The 18,165-nt window shown below is 43.6% G+C and carries 23 protein-coding genes; 5 read left to right on the top strand and 18 right to left on the bottom strand.

The features are described from left to right. Positions 1-41 precede the first annotated feature (41 nt). Positions 42-1,655, top strand: coding sequence for a DUF3459 domain-containing protein (locus H6798_03940; GenBank protein MCB9821658.1), 1,614 nt, complete (start codon positions 42-44; stop codon positions 1,653-1,655). Here the strand turns inward: H6798_03940 and H6798_03945 are convergent. Genes H6798_03945 through H6798_03965 form a run of 5 tightly spaced genes read right to left on the bottom strand, consistent with a single transcriptional unit; the run spans position 1,652 to position 5,261 of the window. Further along, positions 1,652-1,909, bottom strand: a complete 258-nt coding sequence (locus tag H6798_03945; protein ID MCB9821659.1) for a YdeI/OmpD-associated family protein — start codon at positions 1,907-1,909, stop codon at positions 1,652-1,654. The two genes, H6798_03940 and H6798_03945, sit on opposite strands and share 4 nt — an antisense overlap. A gap of 11 nt (positions 1,910-1,920) precedes the next feature. Further along, entirely contained in the window at positions 1,921-2,544 is a 624-nt protein-coding gene (locus H6798_03950; GenBank protein ID MCB9821660.1) for a hypothetical protein, read from the bottom strand. After that, positions 2,541-3,263 carry a ferric reductase-like transmembrane domain-containing protein gene (locus H6798_03955; protein ID MCB9821661.1) on the bottom strand — a complete coding sequence of 241 codons (723 nt, stop codon included), beginning with the start codon at positions 3,261-3,263 and terminating at the stop codon, positions 2,541-2,543. Before H6798_03955 ends, H6798_03950 begins: the two co-directional genes overlap by 4 nt. Continuing rightward, positions 3,256-4,194 carry an FAD:protein FMN transferase gene (locus tag H6798_03960; protein ID MCB9821662.1) on the bottom strand — a complete coding sequence of 313 codons (939 nt, stop codon included), beginning with the start codon at positions 4,192-4,194 and terminating at the stop codon, positions 3,256-3,258. The genes H6798_03955 and H6798_03960 overlap by 8 nt, the downstream gene beginning before the upstream one ends. Continuing rightward, positions 4,191-5,261 (bottom strand): FAD-dependent oxidoreductase, encoded by a 1,071-nt coding sequence (locus H6798_03965; protein MCB9821663.1) that lies wholly within the window; start codon positions 5,259-5,261, stop codon positions 4,191-4,193. The genes H6798_03960 and H6798_03965 overlap by 4 nt, the downstream gene beginning before the upstream one ends. 136 nt (positions 5,262-5,397) lie before the next feature. Here H6798_03965 and H6798_03970 point away from each other — a divergent pair, with 136 nt between their 5' ends. Both H6798_03970 and H6798_03975 read left to right on the top strand, forming a co-directional pair. Then, positions 5,398-5,910 carry a hypothetical protein gene (locus H6798_03970; protein ID MCB9821664.1) on the top strand — a complete coding sequence of 171 codons (513 nt, stop codon included), beginning with the start codon at positions 5,398-5,400 and terminating at the stop codon, positions 5,908-5,910. Positions 5,911-6,003: 93 nt separating this feature from the next. After that, positions 6,004-6,456 carry a hypothetical protein gene (locus H6798_03975; protein ID MCB9821665.1) on the top strand — a complete coding sequence of 151 codons (453 nt, stop codon included), beginning with the start codon at positions 6,004-6,006 and terminating at the stop codon, positions 6,454-6,456. Here H6798_03975 and H6798_03980 read toward each other — a convergent pair. Then, a complete protein-coding gene (locus tag H6798_03980) occupies positions 6,453-7,289 on the bottom strand; it encodes a hypothetical protein (protein MCB9821666.1) in 837 nt (278 codons plus the stop codon). The genes H6798_03975 and H6798_03980 overlap by 4 nt on opposite strands. A 337-nt stretch (positions 7,290-7,626) precedes the next feature. On the opposite strand from H6798_03980, the gene H6798_03985 reads away from it, so the two are divergent. Next, positions 7,627-7,941, top strand: coding sequence for an RNA-binding protein (locus tag H6798_03985; protein ID MCB9821667.1), 315 nt, complete (start codon positions 7,627-7,629; stop codon positions 7,939-7,941). Between the two features lie 49 nt (positions 7,942-7,990). Here H6798_03985 and trpS read toward each other — a convergent pair whose 3' ends face one another. Both trpS and H6798_03995 read right to left on the bottom strand, forming a co-directional pair. Further along, on the bottom strand, positions 7,991-9,019 hold the full coding sequence (trpS, locus tag H6798_03990; GenBank protein ID MCB9821668.1) for a tryptophan--tRNA ligase: 1,029 nt from the start codon (positions 9,017-9,019) through the stop codon (positions 7,991-7,993). A gap of 185 nt (positions 9,020-9,204) precedes the next feature. Then, positions 9,205-9,669, bottom strand: coding sequence for a hypothetical protein (locus H6798_03995; GenBank protein MCB9821669.1), 465 nt, complete (start codon positions 9,667-9,669; stop codon positions 9,205-9,207). 178 nt (positions 9,670-9,847) lie between these two features. Between H6798_03995 and H6798_04000 the strand changes: the two genes are divergently transcribed. Further along, entirely contained in the window at positions 9,848-10,282 is a 435-nt protein-coding gene (locus tag H6798_04000) for a peptidoglycan-binding protein (GenBank protein MCB9821670.1), read from the top strand. A gap of 14 nt (positions 10,283-10,296) precedes the next feature. Here the strand turns inward: H6798_04000 and H6798_04005 are convergent, their stop codons facing one another. The 10 genes from H6798_04005 to H6798_04050 all read right to left on the bottom strand — a co-directional run bounded on the left by H6798_04005 (position 10,297) and on the right by H6798_04050 (position 18,102). Then, complete coding sequence (locus H6798_04005) at positions 10,297-11,640, bottom strand: hypothetical protein (GenBank protein MCB9821671.1); 1,344 nt, start codon at positions 11,638-11,640, stop codon at positions 10,297-10,299. An 84-nt stretch (positions 11,641-11,724) separates the two neighbouring features. Further along, entirely contained in the window at positions 11,725-12,531 is an 807-nt protein-coding gene (locus H6798_04010) for a dioxygenase (GenBank protein MCB9821672.1), read from the bottom strand. Positions 12,532-12,899: 368 nt separating this feature from the next. After that, on the bottom strand, positions 12,900-13,334 hold the full coding sequence (locus tag H6798_04015) for a hypothetical protein (GenBank protein MCB9821673.1): 435 nt from the start codon (positions 13,332-13,334) through the stop codon (positions 12,900-12,902). Between the two features lie 181 nt (positions 13,335-13,515). Beyond that, positions 13,516-13,848, bottom strand: coding sequence for a DUF488 domain-containing protein (locus tag H6798_04020; GenBank protein ID MCB9821674.1), 333 nt, complete (start codon positions 13,846-13,848; stop codon positions 13,516-13,518). A gap of 129 nt (positions 13,849-13,977) precedes the next feature. Beyond that, the gene (locus H6798_04025; protein MCB9821675.1) at positions 13,978-14,265 is read right to left on the bottom strand and encodes a hypothetical protein; all 288 of its coding nucleotides are present in this window, start codon (positions 14,263-14,265) and stop codon (positions 13,978-13,980) included. Between the two features lie 38 nt (positions 14,266-14,303). Then, positions 14,304-14,723 carry a DUF1761 domain-containing protein gene (locus tag H6798_04030; GenBank protein ID MCB9821676.1) on the bottom strand — a complete coding sequence of 140 codons (420 nt, stop codon included), beginning with the start codon at positions 14,721-14,723 and terminating at the stop codon, positions 14,304-14,306. Positions 14,724-14,851: 128 nt separating this feature from the next. Beyond that, the gene (locus H6798_04035) at positions 14,852-15,442 is read right to left on the bottom strand and encodes a hypothetical protein (GenBank protein MCB9821677.1); all 591 of its coding nucleotides are present in this window, start codon (positions 15,440-15,442) and stop codon (positions 14,852-14,854) included. A 382-nt stretch (positions 15,443-15,824) separates the two neighbouring features. Next, positions 15,825-17,042, bottom strand: coding sequence for an ABC transporter permease (locus H6798_04040; protein ID MCB9821678.1), 1,218 nt, complete (start codon positions 17,040-17,042; stop codon positions 15,825-15,827). Beyond that, complete coding sequence (locus H6798_04045) at positions 17,039-17,812, bottom strand: ABC transporter ATP-binding protein (protein MCB9821679.1); 774 nt, start codon at positions 17,810-17,812, stop codon at positions 17,039-17,041. Before H6798_04045 ends, H6798_04040 begins: the two co-directional genes overlap by 4 nt. A gap of 2 nt (positions 17,813-17,814) precedes the next feature. Further along, the gene (locus tag H6798_04050) at positions 17,815-18,102 is read right to left on the bottom strand and encodes a hypothetical protein (protein ID MCB9821680.1); all 288 of its coding nucleotides are present in this window, start codon (positions 18,100-18,102) and stop codon (positions 17,815-17,817) included. Positions 18,103-18,165: the final 63 nt, after the last annotated feature.

The raw sequence follows: 18,165 nt of genomic DNA on the forward strand, positions 1-18,165 counted from the left end.
ACATTGTAACATTTTAAGCATAGGCATGATAAGATTAGTTTATGTTCGAAAACAAAAATACCCCACTGCAGGGTGCCGGGGTCATGTATCAGATATACCCTCGGAGTTTTCAAGATATAGATGACGATGGCGTGGGCGACCTTCGCGGTATTACCAAGCGGCTCGACTATCTAAAAGATTTGGGCGTGAATAGTATCTGGCTTTCACCGATATATCCATCTCCAATGAAAGATTTTGGCTATGATATTTCAGACTATACGAGCATAGACTCGTTGTTTGGTAGCCTTGAAGATTTCGATGAACTCGTCAAGCAGGCCCATGCACGAGACATTAAAATCGTCATGGATTATGTTATCAACCATACATCTGAGGAACATAAATGGTTTATCGAATCAAAGTCTAGTCGTGAAAACCCTAAAAGAAACTGGTATATCTGGCGCGACCCAAAACCAAATGGAGAGCCGCCGAATAACTGGATTTCGATGTTTGGGGGCTCAGCCTGGAAATTGGATGAGACAACCAATCAGTTCTACCTGCATACCTTCCTAACAGAGCAGCCAGACTTAAATTGGCGCAATCCAGAGGTTAAACAAGCCATGATTGATATCTTGCGCTTCTGGATCGATCGCGGTGTAGACGGCTTCCGCACGGATGCTTTTGCGCATGTTTTTAAAGACCCTGAATTCCGCGATGAACCTCTAAACCCAGATTGGCGACCGGGTCGATGGGATTATACAAAGTTTATTCATAGCCTCACTCAACACCACCCGGACTTGTATCTACTGTATGAGTACTTCGATCAAGTATTTAACGACTACCCAGACAGACAATTATTTATGATCTCCGAAGATTACGCCGGTCTCGACAATCTTCGTTGGCATCACGATCACAGCAATCCAGATCGCTTCGCACCAATCAATATCAGGTTTTCTCAACTTCATTGGGACGCCCAGACAATCCGTCAGTTTGTCGAAGAATACGAAACTAGGCTAAAACCACATGAATGGCCAAACCACGCCTTAAGTAATCACGATGTGGTTAGGATCTCCGACCGGGCTGGTAGCCATCAAATTCGAGTTGCTGCTATGCTTCAGATGACTCTTAGGGGCATGCCGATTATTTATTATGGCGACGAAATCGGTATGCACGACACAGACATACCCCAAGCCCAAATCCACGACCCAGTAAGCAAACAGACAAATCGGCCTGGTCGCGATCCAGAACGAACCCCAATGCAGTGGGCCAATCAGCCAGGGGCAGGTTTCACAAATGGCGAACCATGGCTACCTATCGCTAAAGACTATAATGTATTTAATGTTGACATCGAACAACACGACCCAAGCTCTGTCTTGAGTCTTTACAAACGACTCATCCAACTTCGAGCTGAAATCCCCGCCTTAGTTTATGGTAGCTACGAATCGAATAATTTAAGCACTATCGACGTATATTGCTATCACCGTAGGTTAGACGACCAAGAATTATTAATAGCCTTAAATATGTCATACAAAGATCAAACAATTAAGCTAGACGTGCATAATTACGACTGTGTTCTAAATACCGACAACAGCTTAAACTGTAGCGTTCGTAATGGCTATTTATTCTTAAAGCCACACGAAGGCGTTATTCTGCGCAAGGTATCGAGCGAACAGAATTAACGATGTTTGCAGCCTGCCCAGCAACAGGGGCGCCGCATACCTTTCTTCATCTTATCAAGTCCGACAATAATACGCTTTTGTCTAGTTTCGGCTTTTTTAGCATCTGTTACCCAACAGATCCATTCATTGCGAGCTAGTGGTGTGATATCTTGCCAAAGTTTAGTGGCAAAATCATGCCCAGCAATTGCATCTCGGAAATCTTTTGGCAGATCGTGAACAACTCCGCTAGCTAGTTTAGTGCCCGTTTTAGTCATTGTGATTGATATTAATCATCCTCAGTTTCGTGCTCGTCTTCGTAGTCGTCGTGTCGAACATTTATGCGATTATCTGTATTTGCCTTTGGAGGTGGCAAATTATCCGGTACAGTTTGCTCGATTACTTCTGCTGGCTTTAAAACAACGAAATCCTGATATGGTAGGTCTGTACTATGATCGACCGCCATGACAACACGATACACTCCTGGATGATCAAATAAATCTGGCCAATCGTCGAATGTATAGCTGCGGCTAGCTTCGGCTGCGATAGCCACATTTCTAGGTTGCTTATAGCAATCGCTATCGCTCGAAACAGCCTTTGAGTGTAACTGTACCCAGACTTCGTCTTGCCATTCAAAAACATGGAGTGGCTCGTTGGGACACTGATTTAAGACATATATTGGAGACGGGTAGTGATTAACTACAGTAAACTCAACCGACTCCCCGAGTTGGTATTGAACCTTATCTAGCTTCAGCTCTATATAACCATTTGGTATATGTGATTTCTCATGCTGGTTATATAACTTATACGCATAGACTGCCATACCACCAATAACAATCAGATAAAACAAAACCCAGAGTAAACGATTGGTAACTGTTTTTCGATGTGAACGAAGTTCTCGATTTAGTTTCATACTGTGAAAGCCCTTCTGAAACGCATTAAACTAGCATACAAAATAAGTAATCCTAGGCCAATCCAGAGCCATCTCATCCAAGCTACCGACAAGTCACTTCCAATTGCTAGCGCGTGAACAAACGTAAAAATAATCACTAAATAACTCAATATGTGAGTCACTTTCCAGATTTTAGGCTTTTTGTTGATCCAAACTAATGAAGTGATGATGATAGCAACCGTCAAATATAGCGCCAAAACACCGAGAGCGACATACAGTGAACCCAGCGAAAAGCCAAATAAGCTCACTGGTCGAAAATCTGAGGAAAAAGGTACCAGTAACTGAGTTAGGCCAAATGGCACAAACTTATCAAACATCAGTGACCCGATATGTAGTAGCACTGCAAGGCCAAAAACTATACCAAGCGCCCGATGCGAAGCCCAAGCGGTTATTGGTTCTAAAAAGCCAAATGTTCGACCAGTAATCATCCCAATACCCGACAACATCAGGATAATCAGAGAGACTGCTGCCAACATACCCGAAGCACGTGCAACATACCAAGGCCATGAATTTTCTAAGCGTTGCACCAAACCATCTGCCACAGAAGGACTCTCGGCTGCACTCACTTGAGCAGAGCTTGTCGCCGACTGAGCTTCGACAACTCGATTATTTTGACGACCAAAAATCGCAACTACTGCAATCAGGCTGATTGCAATTGTCAGAAGTACAAATTTACGCATTTAAGACCCGCCTCTTTCTGTCGGCCGCGAGATCTTTGTTGCCTAATAGCTGTATACCTTCCCCGTCGACATAAACTTTATCACTTGACTGTAACAATATTGCCTGTAAATGTCCAGATTCAACAAACCTCCGTGCAAAATCTCGACCGCGCATTAAGGCTAGACTAGCCAATACATCTGCAATCGTTGCGGTCTCAGAAACAACCGTCGCAATTTCAAATTCTGACAGACTTAACTCACCCGTAGATACATCGATTTGATGTGACTGCAGCCGACCATTTTGTTGCCTAGTTTGTCCTGATGTTGCAACTGCAAACCTGCTTCTATCTGTTTCATATACTGCTACATCTTCTGCTCGTTTTTTGGCCGACTGAATATATATCGGCCATGTACCGCCGCGAGCGATAATATCACCTCCAAGCGATAGACAATAAACCTCCGTTCCGGACTCATCCAACCAACCTGCTAACGAGTCGGCCAGGTAGCCCTTGCCAATACCACCGATATCTATCGCCGTGCCTCGGGGTATCTTTGCCCTACCCACACCAAGCTCTAGAGCTGACCAGTTGGCAATCATGCGTTGACTATAATCTGTACCAGATAGGTTATCGTCGATTAGCGATCTGGTGTAGCCTGCCCGCTGAAGCGCAGGTAGTACAAATGGGTTGAATAAACCATCCGTCAATCGCGACATCTGTTTAACCTTTTCGAGAAATTTTGCAAAATCTTCGGATATTTCGACTTCTTTACCTGCTCTAGCGTTAAACTTAGATAGCTCACTCTCAACCTTAAATCGGCTAAACTTTGCCTCGAAACTGAATATTTTGTCCCACAGAGATTTAAATACTTTGTTTGCCTGGTCTGGATTATTTGCCTCTATGCGCAGATCTATGTTTGAGCCAAGTGCCTGACCTGACTGCTGGAAAATCACGAAACTGTGCTCCTAGGTGGCGTAACCGGCACAGTTGTACTATAACTCCCAGCACCACTAGATGATGAGCTGCTCGACGGGACTGTTTTTACTATGGGTGCTTGGGTTAGATCGGTGCTTACTTGAGGCTGCAAGCTATTAACACGAGTATGTAAGCTATAGCCTGCCGAATTGTCTAGGGTACTGCCAGTTGGAGCAACCGTTACTTGATCAGCCTGGGCCTGGAGTATTGGCAGGGTCTTATACAAGTCATTGATGACAATTGAAAATGCGATTATTGCCAGTGCTAGCCCACTCATGGCATACATATTAAATGGCCAGATAGCCAGTTTACCAGTTTGACCACCCGAACTTTGGCTGAAGGCTTCCGATAAGATACGCTCGCGGTCTACGCCATGTTCTTTCAGTAAACTAATTACTGCGTTCATGTAGGGCGGTGGGCCACAGGTCATATAGGTTTGTGTACGGAAATCAAGATTCAGCTTAGATAATAGTTGAGCATCTAGCCTGCCCTGAAGCGCGCGCTGATTGACAAGTTTCTCAGTTCCACCCTCCCCTATAACATGTGTAATCGTTAGGTTCGGATTGTGTTTTGCCAGTTGGTTTAACTCTGTGTAAAACGCAATTTCGTTCTGGTTACGGCTGCTATAAACTAGGTGAAGTTTATTGTCTAGCTTCAGCTCCGACGCGTAGCGAATCATGCTCATAAACGGAGCCACTCCAATTCCGCCAGCAAACATCACTAAATCTTTGTGCTCGTATTGGTTTAAGACGAAGGCGCCAAATGGCCCACGTACGGCAACTTCGTCGCCCTTTTCGAGGCGCTCGAGTGCCGAAGTATATTTACCTCCAACACGGATACTAAACTGCAACACCCGTTGGTTTGTTGGTGAAGATGCAATCGAAAAACATCTAAAGGCGGTCGGACGTTTCCGATCACGCAGGCTAATCGCGGCGTACTGCCCGGGTTGATGAAGAATTGGTTCACTGTCGGCATCACATTCTAAAGTCAACTGTCGAATTGTAGGGGTAAGCAGTCTGTTATCCGCCAATAAATACTTATGCATTAGTATATTTTACCTTAAATTTGTTAATAACCCAGATAGTCTGCCGGCAAATTCTGAAATTTGTCTGAATCACCACCAATATTACACAATCTAAATAGTTATACTTATTTGCTAGAGTCATATATTATTTAGCGGTATGTCATCTGATTCCTACGATAGGTATAAGCGATACCACATAGTGTCTGCAATCATCTTTACGGGTATTATTATTGCTTCGTTTTTAATATTTTTACTACCACACCTTAAAAACAAGAACGTCTTAAAAAATGAACAATTTGCTTTGTTCGTAGACAACGTTATCGTTCAAAAACAAGAACCGACGGTTTTCTGGGTGTCGAATAACACACTTCAGAATAATGACTTTCAGTCCCAGCTAAATATTTTGCGATTGGTCGCTCAGGAAAATTCGTTTACAAAAGTAAAACCATATCGTAAATGCGGAAACATCTTAAACTCGAAGATTGTTAATCAGACTAGCAGCCACGATTATTGTGTTGCCGAAATATGCACTCCAGACTCGGACTCCTGCACATATATATTTGGTTATTTCGAAGCTGGTGTAAGTAGTCGGCAAACAGTAAAAATGCTCGTATCAAAAGATGGTCAAAGTACTACAAACGACCTTATCGAAGAACTCGAGACACCTTAATAGCTAGCGCTAGATGCAAACCCAGATTTAGAAATTGCTCGATTACTGCTTGTTAAATATGTTTAAAGCTAGTTGATGGAGTAGAATTATCTGATGTTGGAACAAGAAAATCTCGCCAACCTATCGGGCAGTAAGGTAGAAATTGTGGCGCACCACATCGCCAGTTTAGCTACTCTAGGAGCAACGGCAGTCTATGGATACTATGGACAAAGACACGGCTACTTTCAGAAATGGCCAGATATTTTACGCGAGGCTGGCGAAAGCCTGTCACACCCGATTCTCGGTTATATTGGTGCGTTAACCGGAACCCTGGCATCTAGATTCCGCTCAAGAACTACTCGAGCGGGGTATGTTGTTGCTGGCGCCACCATCGCGAATTTCTCGGCCGAAGTTGGCCAACTATACTTAGTCCCTCACTCCCCAGAAACAGACTTTTTTCTGAGCTCAAATTTTCCAGAAACGTTAAAAGATTACGCTTTCTCCCTTATCGGGATGGGGTTATTTATTGTCAACCAACGTCGATGCCAAAAACAGCTCGGCACTTAATCTACTATTTCTCGGCCACCCCACTCGATCAGCGAAAAGCCGTGACGTTTCGCTACCGGCTCAAAAGTCTGTACTCTGGAAACATTCGAGGTGGCGGTTGCCTGCTTATATACCATAAACACCCGCTGAACATAATCTGGCATCGGCGTAACCTCAAGTGGATGACTGGCAGCGTACTGGTCGTTCACAAAACTTATAATGTTATAGTCGTGTTTCATCAGTTTAGGTGCCCAAAATGTAATAAAGTCTCCTGTTTCACGAGCGTTAAGCCCATAGGCTGCTAATGCTTGCTCGAGGAAAGCCGTCGTATCAGCTTTAGTAACAATATTGCCAGTACTAAAATCATAATTATCGGCAGTCACACCTTCCCAAAATAGGTAGTCATATTCTCGATGATCAACTAATATGTCCCCGTTTGGACCACCCAGGACTGTACCATACCAGCCATTGTCTTGGTTATAGGCAGGATAAATAAACGAGTCACTGACGTCGAATTTCTGTGTCAAGCTAAAATCGGTATCTTGATCGGCGTATAGCATGATCACTGGTTTCAAAGTCATGCCCTCTTCAAAACCTTTTTCGCGTGAATCTATTTCGCTCTTCGATAAGCACACATTATCTAGTTTTGGATCACCGGTTGGCGCACCACCACCCCATGCTTCGTAGTAACCTTCGTTACACATGCCTTGCTCATAACCGCGGTACTCATTCGAGTTCGTATTGTTTCGTCCCAGTACATAATATGCCCCAGCCGAAACCACAAGCGCAGTCACAAATACAGCCGATGCTATGACGATTACGCTGCCCGATCTAGCAATTTTTATTCTAAGCATAAGCTAATTGTATATGTGATCACTTTTATTACAATATTTATTTACTTTCATATTACACATAAGCCACGCTTAAATATGTAATGATCATAAGATTGTACCGAACCTCCACCACTTGTCGTTCAAGCGCACAAAGTACAGCTGCCTCAACCAATTTAGCATTTTTTACATAACAATAATTAATCAAAAGTCATTAGCAATTATCTAAAGGTTTATGTTATAATAGACGCAAGCAAGTGGTTAACATTACCTCTCGGTATCATATATTAGTCGCGAAACTAAGTATCTATGGCGAGCAGCAGTAAGAACGCGAGCGATTAATATAATTAGGAGAAATGCAATGTCATTCAAAATCTACGTAGGGCAACTAGCCTACAGCGTAACCGACGAAGAACTAGAGCAATTTTTTGCTGCACAGGGCAAGGTTACAAGCGCTATCGTTATTAAAGATAAGTTCAGTGGCCAATCAAAAGGCTTTGGTTTTGTCGAAATGGAAGATGCCGAAGAAGGTCAAGCTGCTATCAAGAGTCTTGACGGCCAAGAGCTAAAAGGCCGCAACGTCCGAGTTAGCGAAGCTCGCCCGCAAGAAGATCGCCCTCGCGGCGACCGCCGACCTCAAGGCGACCGCAACGATTTTCGTCGCCCACGCTACTAGTAATTAGCGAACATAAAAACAGCTAAACCAATAGCTGTTTTTTTGATGTTTATTGTCTTAAGCCAATTGCTCTCTGGACTTTTGCGAGGATTGCTTGAGAATACTCATTTGCATAGACTTCGTCTCGCTCTAACTTGCTCAATACCTCCGTATCATCGAGAGCGTTAAATCTTGCTTGCAGATCAACCAGCACTTTTTCGACCTCGTCGGCAACAGCCTGCTTTAAGCCACCGTACTGCGCTTGACCAACGAATTCTTGATTGACCTCTGCTTGTGATTGCCCCCTCAAAACAGCCAGCATAGTTAGTAGATTAGTAATGCCTGGTTGGTTAACGCGGTCAAAATTAATCTGGCCAAGACTATCGGTTACTGCGCTCATCACCTTTTTGCGAGCCTCTTGCGGGGAGTCAAAGAGCGTAATTGTGCCCGCAGGATCAGTCACACTTTTGCTCATCTTTTTATCAGGGTTTTGTAAACTCATAACTCGCAGTGGTTCTTCTACACCAAAAAAGGCGGCTTGCTCTTTGATGGTCTTTGGTAGCACAAATGTCTCACCAAACCGATTGTTAAAGCGCTCGGCAGTGTCCCTAGCTAGCTCGAGGTGTTGGCGCTGATCATCGCCAACAGGTACTAACTCGGCATCATAAAGCAAGATGTCGGCTACCATCAGAACCGGATAGTCAAATAAACCAACCGATACGAACTCATCTTCTAATCGAGATTTCTTCTCTTTAAACTCAACCATCCTCGACAATTGCCCAAAAGAAGTAAAGTTATTGAGGATGACAGTTAGTTCAGAATGGGCGCTTACATGACCCTGGCGATAAACATGCACATTTGGGTTATCGAGTGGCAGGCCAGCCGCAAAAAACACTTTAAGATTCTTAAATGTTTGTTCATAGAAAGTTGAAAAATCTACAGGTGAGGTGAAGCTGTGTAGATCGGGAATGAACATGTGTACTTTATGTTCATTGGAGTGCGCGTTCGCCATTCTGATGATTGGCTGCATAGCACCTAAGTAGTTACCTAGATGGTAATCGGCATTGGTGCGGAGTCCGGTGAGTATTGTTGGTTTCATTTACTTTTCCTCTCTAAAATTCGAATCTGATTGATGCATCTTAAACTTGTGCGTTACTTCGAGCTCGCCATCTTCGAATATGTTTAGAAAGTCTCATAGTCGAAATATACCACGCCAGTTTTCTAGAGCCAAATAATCATACCCCTTGCATACTGTTTACCGCGTCGTTATCTTGAACAATTAATCTAGCTTACGTCGCTACTTGTATCGCAAGATGGGATGTCTTTGAGCGAATAATTTGGAATCGGCCCACCTAATTCAGAATACGAATATGTGCCATATACACTCACAGCCGATTTACTGACTTTTGTAGTTTTATATGCGGTTGCTTGTGGGGTAACTGTACCACTTATCGATTTACCGGCGCCATTGACAGTCAACTGCCAAGACATAGGTAAGGTAGTGTTGCTGTCGACAGCTTTGATCAGTAAGTTCCAGTCTGTGCTACTGGCAGATTGTTTACACGCGCAGACACGCAGGCACGTAGAACCGCCAGTTAAATCTACATAATTTGAATAGCTGTTTGCTTGGGTATCTTCTTGACTAGATACATAGAACTTCCATCCAACCAAACCTACACTTGCCAGCAACACTAGAGACACAGCAACCAACAGCCGATTTCTTAAAACTACCAATACGATTTTCGTCATATACTAGTAACCACCTTTCCGATAACAAACTTTAAATTATCTGCACTAATAATACAACGCTGCAGAGTTTTCATATCTTTATAGTAAAATTCTCACTTTTACAAATTCATTTCCGATTTGTACCATGCTATACTTGTTTTAACATAAACACAAAACATAAAGGAGAAATCTGAAAAAAATGAACAAGCAAGGTTTTATACACCACATTGGGTTGTTGATTATTTCTGTATTAGTTGTTGTCTTTGTTGGAGGAGCAGCTTACAAAATAAGACAGACAAGCATCCAAGCTAATGCGGCTGGATGTGTAGATTATAGCTATCGAAAAGGGAGTAAGTCTAATTGTGTCATCTACGCCCAAAGGCTATTGAACTGGCACCTATCAAAAGAAAGTCGTAACGCACTTGTAGAAGATGGTTATTTTGGAAATCAGACTCTCTCCAAAGTGTTAACTTTTCAGAAAAGCCGAGGCTTAACCGCAGACGGAGTTATAGGACCAAAACAAACATGGCCTGCCCTTTGCCAGTACGACCGAGCCACAAACTTTATTCCGAGCTGGGCGTTGAACGCAGGCAGAAGCGCTGGTTGTGCTAAATTCTGGCAACAAGGTACATAATAAACATAACTACACTACTCAGTATCTTTACCAGTGGCTTGGATTCTATGAAAAACCACCTCGATACTATCGAGCATACTTCGAGGCACCAATATGCAGGCACCACCAGAAACCGAATAATCCGGTCGCATAGCATGGAGTGACTTAGTTATTTCATCGATTGGCATACTGTCTAGCTCTTGGCCAATTTCGCGCTCGAGTGCCTCCATCTCTTGTGGGTCATCGAAAACTCCTCTACCTTGGCGTAAGGCTGCATAAAGTCCACCCATAACAACCTTATGCCTAAATTCACGTTGCTGATGATACGCATGCGCTTGCTCTTTAGACATCCGAAAAGTATCTAAGTCTCGACCTTGCTGCTTAAATCCAAAAAAATATATATCGTGTCCTGGGTTTTCAAAATAATGACTGGACATCTCTGGATCGACACACCCGCTATACGTCACACCATCAATCAGCAAGCTAACTGTTTGCTCACCAACCGCAGGGTTAAGCACTGTATCGGTGTGGACATGAAGGGCGATCGCCATAAGTGGGTCTTCTTTTGTACCCATGCCAAACGGTAAGAAATGCGGAGTAACATAAGTCCCTCCATCTTGGCTATATCTTAAGGTTCCCAGTATATCTTGCTTTAAAAAGTCTCTAGCGCTTGCAGTCATGTCTACAAAATGATCTTGGACGGGTCCGTTTCCAAAAACATACCTAATTGTAATATTATCGCCATCAGACTGTGAGTGTTCAAAAACACGGCTCGGGACATCGGCCTCGATTCGGGTCAGACTCCTAAGTTTTAAGCGTTCACGGTGCTCTATTGTCCTGACCAACTGCTTCGCAAGTCGTTGCTTGCGCGCTGCTAAACGCTCGATCTCTGCGCCAACTTCGTCGAACTGCTCTAGTATTATTGCATCGGTTACCAGCAGGCCGATTCGCCCAGAATGATCAGGTGATTGACCCCAAGCAGTGTAGTGGCTAATTAATAGTTTGTCGCCTAAAGCAAACTCGCCTACCGACGCCGGCAAAATATCTGTCGTGTACTCATCTAACTTCCTAAACAAACTAAATCCGTTTTCGGCTTGCATGCAAAGTAATCGATAGTCTTCTGGGAAGTCATAAAACCAGCCATATTCTACTTTTGCAGAATTATAATCTGCAAAGAAGTCGTCGCAGACATCATTTTTGCCCTCGACAACTTTCGTAATGACGTAGCGTGAATTTCCAGCTTGATCGGTACCAACCACAAGTGCCTCGACTACGTTATCGAGACTAATCTGATCATACTCGAATGGCAACTCCAGTGATACTTCGCTCCGAGTTGCTGAGTCCCACCTACGACTAGTGACAGTTTTTGGCACTTCCATTAATTAATACTATAAGTTTACCAGACATCTATCTAACTATGATTAGAGGCATTTTATAACTAGCCAAAGTTTATACATCTCGATCTAAACAGTTATAAACGAGCGCATACTTATGCTACCCATGTCGATGTTGTCGTTAAAATATGCGATTTCTTCACGACCGCTAAGTAAGGCCATGACCGCAAGCATTGGTCGATAATGATCATCCATCTCGACCGCATACATCGCGGTTTTGGTCATAGAACGGGGATTGGTGAGACCCTTGAGATCGTGGCCACTCATGTGAGTTGCTGCAACTTTGTCGAACTCTTCGGCCCAGTCAAAAACTCGGTTATTAAAGTCTAGCATTCGAAGATTGTGTACCAAATTTCCACTACCAATAAAAATCACACCTCGCTCGCGCATGCGTTTGAGTTCCGAAAACATCTCGACCACTTGTGCCAAGGTTTGGTTCACGTCGAGACTTATCTGCAGAACCGGCACCTTTGGCTCGGGCGCAATGTGTTTGAGGATCGACCAAGTGCCATGATCTAACCCCCAAGTACTATCTAGTTTTGCTTCGTATTTGACAAAAGCAGCCTGTAAAATCTTGGCCAGTTCAGGGTCGCCATTGGCATCGTACTTAGTTTGGTATAGTTCGTCTGGGAAACCATACACATCGTAAATGATTGGCTGTTTCGGCGCATCCGTTATTCGTGTACCTCGTGTTAGCCAATGGGCACTTATCACAACTATCGCTTGTGCGTCTGGAAGTTGCTTGCCAACCTTCTGCCAAGATCGAGTGATATCGTTATCTAAAATCGCATTCATAGGATTTCCATGGCCCACAAACAGCACGGGCATCAAAGGGCTTGGCTTTAGGTTTTGTTGCAGTGAATAAAGTTTTTGCATTGTCTTCTTCGATTTTAATTATACTATTACGCATTAATAAACTTCGATTTAGGTTATAGACGCTTGCGTTTGTAAATTGGTCTAAATAGTTTTTACTCAATAAATGTTTTAGCCCGCCACTCCGAAGAATGGCGGGCTGGGGGGGTGGAACTACTCGGCGGTTTTGCCGCTACCTCCACACTTAGGGCACTTCACACTGACTGTTTCACGGCGAGTGGTCCGGAGATACCCGATACCCGTGGCAACACCCAGAGCGATGCTCCTAGCGTGGTCTGTGACTGTTCGCGTCTCATTGACGCGGCCTGTCCCGCGGCATTTGCTGCAGTTCTTGTTTTCCGTAGTCAACTTTTCTCCTTGCAAGTAAAGTGCTATTCGACTTGGTTAACGATTTCCTGAACCCTCTCGGCGATTGTCGACAATCGAATTCGGTCCTCGGCTGGCTTCTTGAAGAACATGTTGTCCAGGGTTGCTCCAACCAAGAATGGCATAACGACTAGCAGAATCGTACAGCCCGCGATGACAAGCATCGCGAAACCGCCAGAGTCACCAGATCTATTATGCCAGTCGAGGATGTATGCCGAAGCAATCAACGCCAGAAACTCGAAAAACAACGGGATATACGTACTCAAAACGACACTCCCGTCTCTCGCAGTCTCGAGATCATCCCAGACACGAAGAGCTTCTTTAAAACTATCCGGATTATCAAACTCCTTGCGAAGTTCTGCCCGGATTCTCTGCGCGCGCTCGGCTGCTCGGGAAGCTCCCGCTGCTCCTCCTGCCATGGCTGCATGTACCGCTCCCATATCCCACTCCTTCTGTGGCTAGATTTTACGGACATATCAAAGTAAAAAATACGTTCATATATCCGTAAAATTGGATTGGTATACTACGAAAAGAACAAAGGTGATAACTCACCCAAACATATTATACCACAATGTTAATATATAACAAATGTATCAATGGTTAGATAGCTCTCAAGAAGTGTCATTGAATCACAACTTCTAGGTCGTTGGCGGCCTCGAGGCAGGCCTCTGCAAGCAACCGACGATGGCATTGGTCTGGCTTATCTTCTACGCACAAGATTGTTACGGTACAGTTTCTCGCTAGGTCTATCAGTTCGGTAATTTTCCTCGCAACTTCCGGACGTCTGAGGAAGTTCTGGTACTCTTGCTCGAATTCTCGCCAAGATAGTCCCCTTTTGTAATACGCACCAACAAGTCTGGCCGGAGGGGCAAGCTCTGGCCACCATTCATCATAAAGATCGTCGTGTATTTCTGGATCTGGTGTTGCGCCGTCTTCCAAAGTATGGCGACTCATAATCGATATACGTCTACCATCTACAGATGACTGTGGCTGCGATTTTATGCATTTTGTCCTTAGCATAGCGTAATGTTTGAATTCGGCTTCCCCTGTCTGCATACAAGTCTGTGCGACAGTGGCGCACGTTTAATCTTGGCCTAATTCAGGTGTGGCCATTGTCCAGAATAGCCCTTCTGGCCCAAATCGCCAGGCAACACCTTGGTCTCGTAATGCTTCTAGGGCAGTAATTTCGTCTGCAGATAACCCCTCGGGGCTAAATGCTCGAGCAATCAGTGCCTCATCTTTCCTGATTTTAGGCCCATAAACACCCATAACCGCCGCCGTACCAACACGCTGCGAAGGCGTAGGGTCGCTATCCCACATTGCAGTTTCTGGTCTTCTTGTACTTGTTCTTGGTGCTAAATCTGATTTCATACCAACCTAAGTCTCCTTATCATTTCTTAATTATTGTTTCACTGGAGTAGGCCGATTAGCCAAGCAGCCGCCAAGATGTGAGCTAAAGATTCGGTAGACATAATCGTTATTCGCCGCTGTATCCATTTAGCCTCGACCCCGCCAAAGATAACGCTAGACACAATTGTTGGTAGCGAAAATCCTAGCCAAACGCATACTGCGAGCTTATAGACGGAGTAGTCTGGTGCTAGCGCAATCAGCTTGGCTAGTGCAAAAGCACTCAGCGCCGTTACAATAAGTTGCAGTAACATCATTGGCATCATCTGTTTTTGCATCTCTTTTTGTTTGGCTTTGCTTAGTTTGTCGAAACCAAACATCTCGCCCCATTGCTTGGCAAAAAGTACCATGTACCAGATTGCTCCGATTACATACATTAAGCCTGTAGCTAACAGCACAGCTCCTACATCTATTCCTAACATAATTTAACCCCCTAGTTAATGACTAAATCATACACCAAAATACTATGAGTTACTTCATGTAAAATTTTCAGAACACCGGTCAAGATCTGAACCATTCGGAATAGATTGATGCACATCTTGGCTGAGCGTTATGGTCTAGATTTGTATTTATTCCTTGCCTCTTTCATGTACTCCGAATAATAGCTTTTAGTTTTTGGCTTATTGATTTTATTCAATGACTTTCTTAATCTTTGTATTCCTGAGTGTTCTTCTATCATATCAACGGCCGTAGAGTAGTTTTCAAAAAATTTTTCAGAGTAACCTTCTATATTTGATGTATAATTCTTGCTCATTGGATTTAAGTCTAATAATTCTGAAGGAATTAAAGCAGTAAGTAAAATATGGTCAGTTACATCTCTATCCATAAATAATCTATTTGCATCCGTAAATTCAGCTATAGATAGGTGCGTTAGCATGTAACTTTCAGCAATACCCCTCACTTCTGCCTTTGTTTTAGCTGATTTAGCTTTTTCAAAGAAGTTAGCTGCTTCAGCATGTAGCACTTGTATCTTCTCGTATAAATTTTCATAGAGCTTTAATTTCTTTTGCATAACTTCTTCTGCTAGAAATTGTCTACCATTACGACGTGATGACAGATACTCTGCTAGAAATACGCCAGATAAAGCACTGACAGGCGGTAATAATATCAGCAATAAATCCTTAAATTGTTCGAAGTTCACTAAGGTCTCCTTTTGTGTGCATCTTGGCTGGCGAGGTAGGATAGCGGTTTCACCTTTTCCGCTTGCTTGAAAAGAAAATACTTGCGCGCTTTCTTTTCTGCGCTACGCTTCACCGAACCTTTTTATCTTCGATAAAATACGGTTCAAATCCTAGCCTGGCCAGAACCTTAAAATAAATGTACCACATCCGTTCGGACGTGGTACATTTATTTTGGCTGGGCATCATGGATGTTAAGATAACTGAATTCGACCCTAAAGCAGTTAAGAGAGTGCTTTAAATCGAGGATGTAGACAATGATTTCGCTGATTAGCTTTTTCTACGATTGTCATCAAATCAGAACTTCTTATGCACTTGAAAAATAAGCGCTATCATACGACATTATTATTCTCTGCGTAGCGCATCTATAGGGTTTATTTTTTCTGCTCGGCGTGCGGGCAACCAGACTACTACGAAACCCACCATGAGCATGAATAGTATAGTCCCAATAAACAGCCACCATGGATAAGAAAACAGCCAAAAGGCATCATCGACACCGCGTGTTCCGGCTATCAGGTTAAGTAACCAGTTAACTAGTACACTGAGCACTGTAGCTCCAACAACACCCAGTACGGCGCCAAACAATGACAACAGCACAGCCTCAAACACAAACAAAAGTCGCATATCAATCGAACGGGCACCTAGGGACACCATCAGACCAATTTCTTTGGTGCGCTCAAGTAGCGATATGGTCAACGTATTGAACATGCCCAGGACAGCAATAATCATGCCGATACCACCGAAACCAAGTAGCATGAAGTTGAAATAGCGAAAAATAGTATTTATTTCTTCGACCGTGTCAGCTGGAGATTGTGTCTCTAGCCCAAAGCTTTCAATTTGTGAGCGTACTGTTTCAATACTGGCAACGTCTTTGACTCCTACTTTTAGCTGTGTTGCGGCGTCTACACCTAACTCTCGGAATACGCTGCTATGGACAAATACTTCAGGACCTCCACCAGAGCTAATTATGCCAGCCACGGTGAACTCTTGCTCCAACGCTTCCAGATTATCGCTCACCTTTTCGAGAGGGACCTTGATTGAAAGCGTTTGACCCAAGACTGCGCTCGGATCACTAGATAACCCGATCGATTCAAGCGCGGCGATGTTTAAAATTATCGGGTTTTTAATATCGCCTGCTTGAGTAGGCAATACCCCTTCAATGACATCAAGGTAAGTTAACTGTTCGTAGCCTTCATCTATGCCGTAGACAATTGCATCAGATTCAGAATTGCTGAGGCGAAAACTCCCGGGATAAAAATATGCTTTGCCAAGTGTTGTAACATCAGCTATGTCACCGACACGTTGGTTGGTGATGTCGTCGAGCTTAATGATACGGGAATTTGGTGTTGTAACGTCGATAGTTTTTATCGACTGATTTCCTATCACTTCGTTGGTGACGATATTCTGCAAACCCAGTCCGAATGAAAGCAAAAAATATATTGACCCTATGCCGATTGCTATGCCAAAAAGAGTGAGTGCGGTACGCAGTTTTTTGCTTACGAGGTTACGATAAGCTATCATCAGCAGGATTTTTCGGTCAACGCCGCGGGTATTTCGCATCATTTCTTTGCACCTTTCGCAGCAAGAGTGCTAATGCGGTTTTGTACGTCACTGAGCAGCTGTTTCACCGTTGGCGATATGTCTTTGTGCTCAATTTGAGTCATTATCCCATCTTGAATCTGTATAAGATGTTGGGCAATCGGTAAGTACTCTAAGTTATGTGTGACAAGAATAATCGTTTTGCCTTCATTTTGCTGAAACTCTGCAAACAATTCGATAACTCTATCACCATTCTTACTATCTAGATTACCAGTTGGTTCGTCGGCAATTATTACGGGTGCGTCGTCAACTATAGCTCGTGCGAATGCAATGCGCTGCTGTTCGCCTCCAGAAAGTAAATAAGGATATTTATGGGCATAACTTTGCATATTAACTCGTTGTAGAGCATGGCTTGCTTTTTTGTGGGCTTCTGCTCGAGAAGAGCCAAGAAAATACAGTGGAAGTGCCACATTATCAAGAACATCCAGGCTTCTTACCCAATAATTTGTTTGATAGATTATACCAAGTTCATGCGCTCGGTAATGAGCAAGCTCATCTTGATTGTTGGCATATATGTTTTCAGACTTATACTTCATGATGCCAGAAGTTGGTTTTTGTAATCCTGAAAGTATATTGAGCAAGCTAGACTTACCGCTACCAGAAGGACCAAAGATAATAGTTATTTCACCTTTTGGTATGAATATACTGCCTTTTTGTATAGCCGTAACGTTGTGATCACCAACTTTGAAATTCAGAGTGACATCATCTACTTGATAAAGAATTTCTCTTTTCATGGTTAAAATCCAAACAATGATTTAAGTGTGTTGAATACGACCGTAAGGGCACTATCGGAAGCACGGCCAATTATCACGGTCTGCGTTTCTCCAACCCCTTCATTATTGGCTGAATCTGCAGACAATGGCTGAATACTAAACACGCGTGATGTAGGTAGAGAAGAAATTATCACAATATGCTCGGTTGTTAGACGGTTATCAACGGCAGTTTTACTATTAAATACCTCTGCATCAGACCCTTCAGTATATGCAACTTGGCTTGTCGAAGGCTCGTCTGTGCGCCACGACACAACGATTTGGCCTCTTGCCTCCGACCCAGAGCCTCTAACTGATGATTCGACAACTATATCGCT

The sequence above is a fragment of the Candidatus Nomurabacteria bacterium genome (assembly GCA_020631905.1).
In the GTDB taxonomy this organism is placed as follows: Bacteria; Patescibacteriota; Saccharimonadia; order Saccharimonadales; family VXPC01; genus JACKGQ01.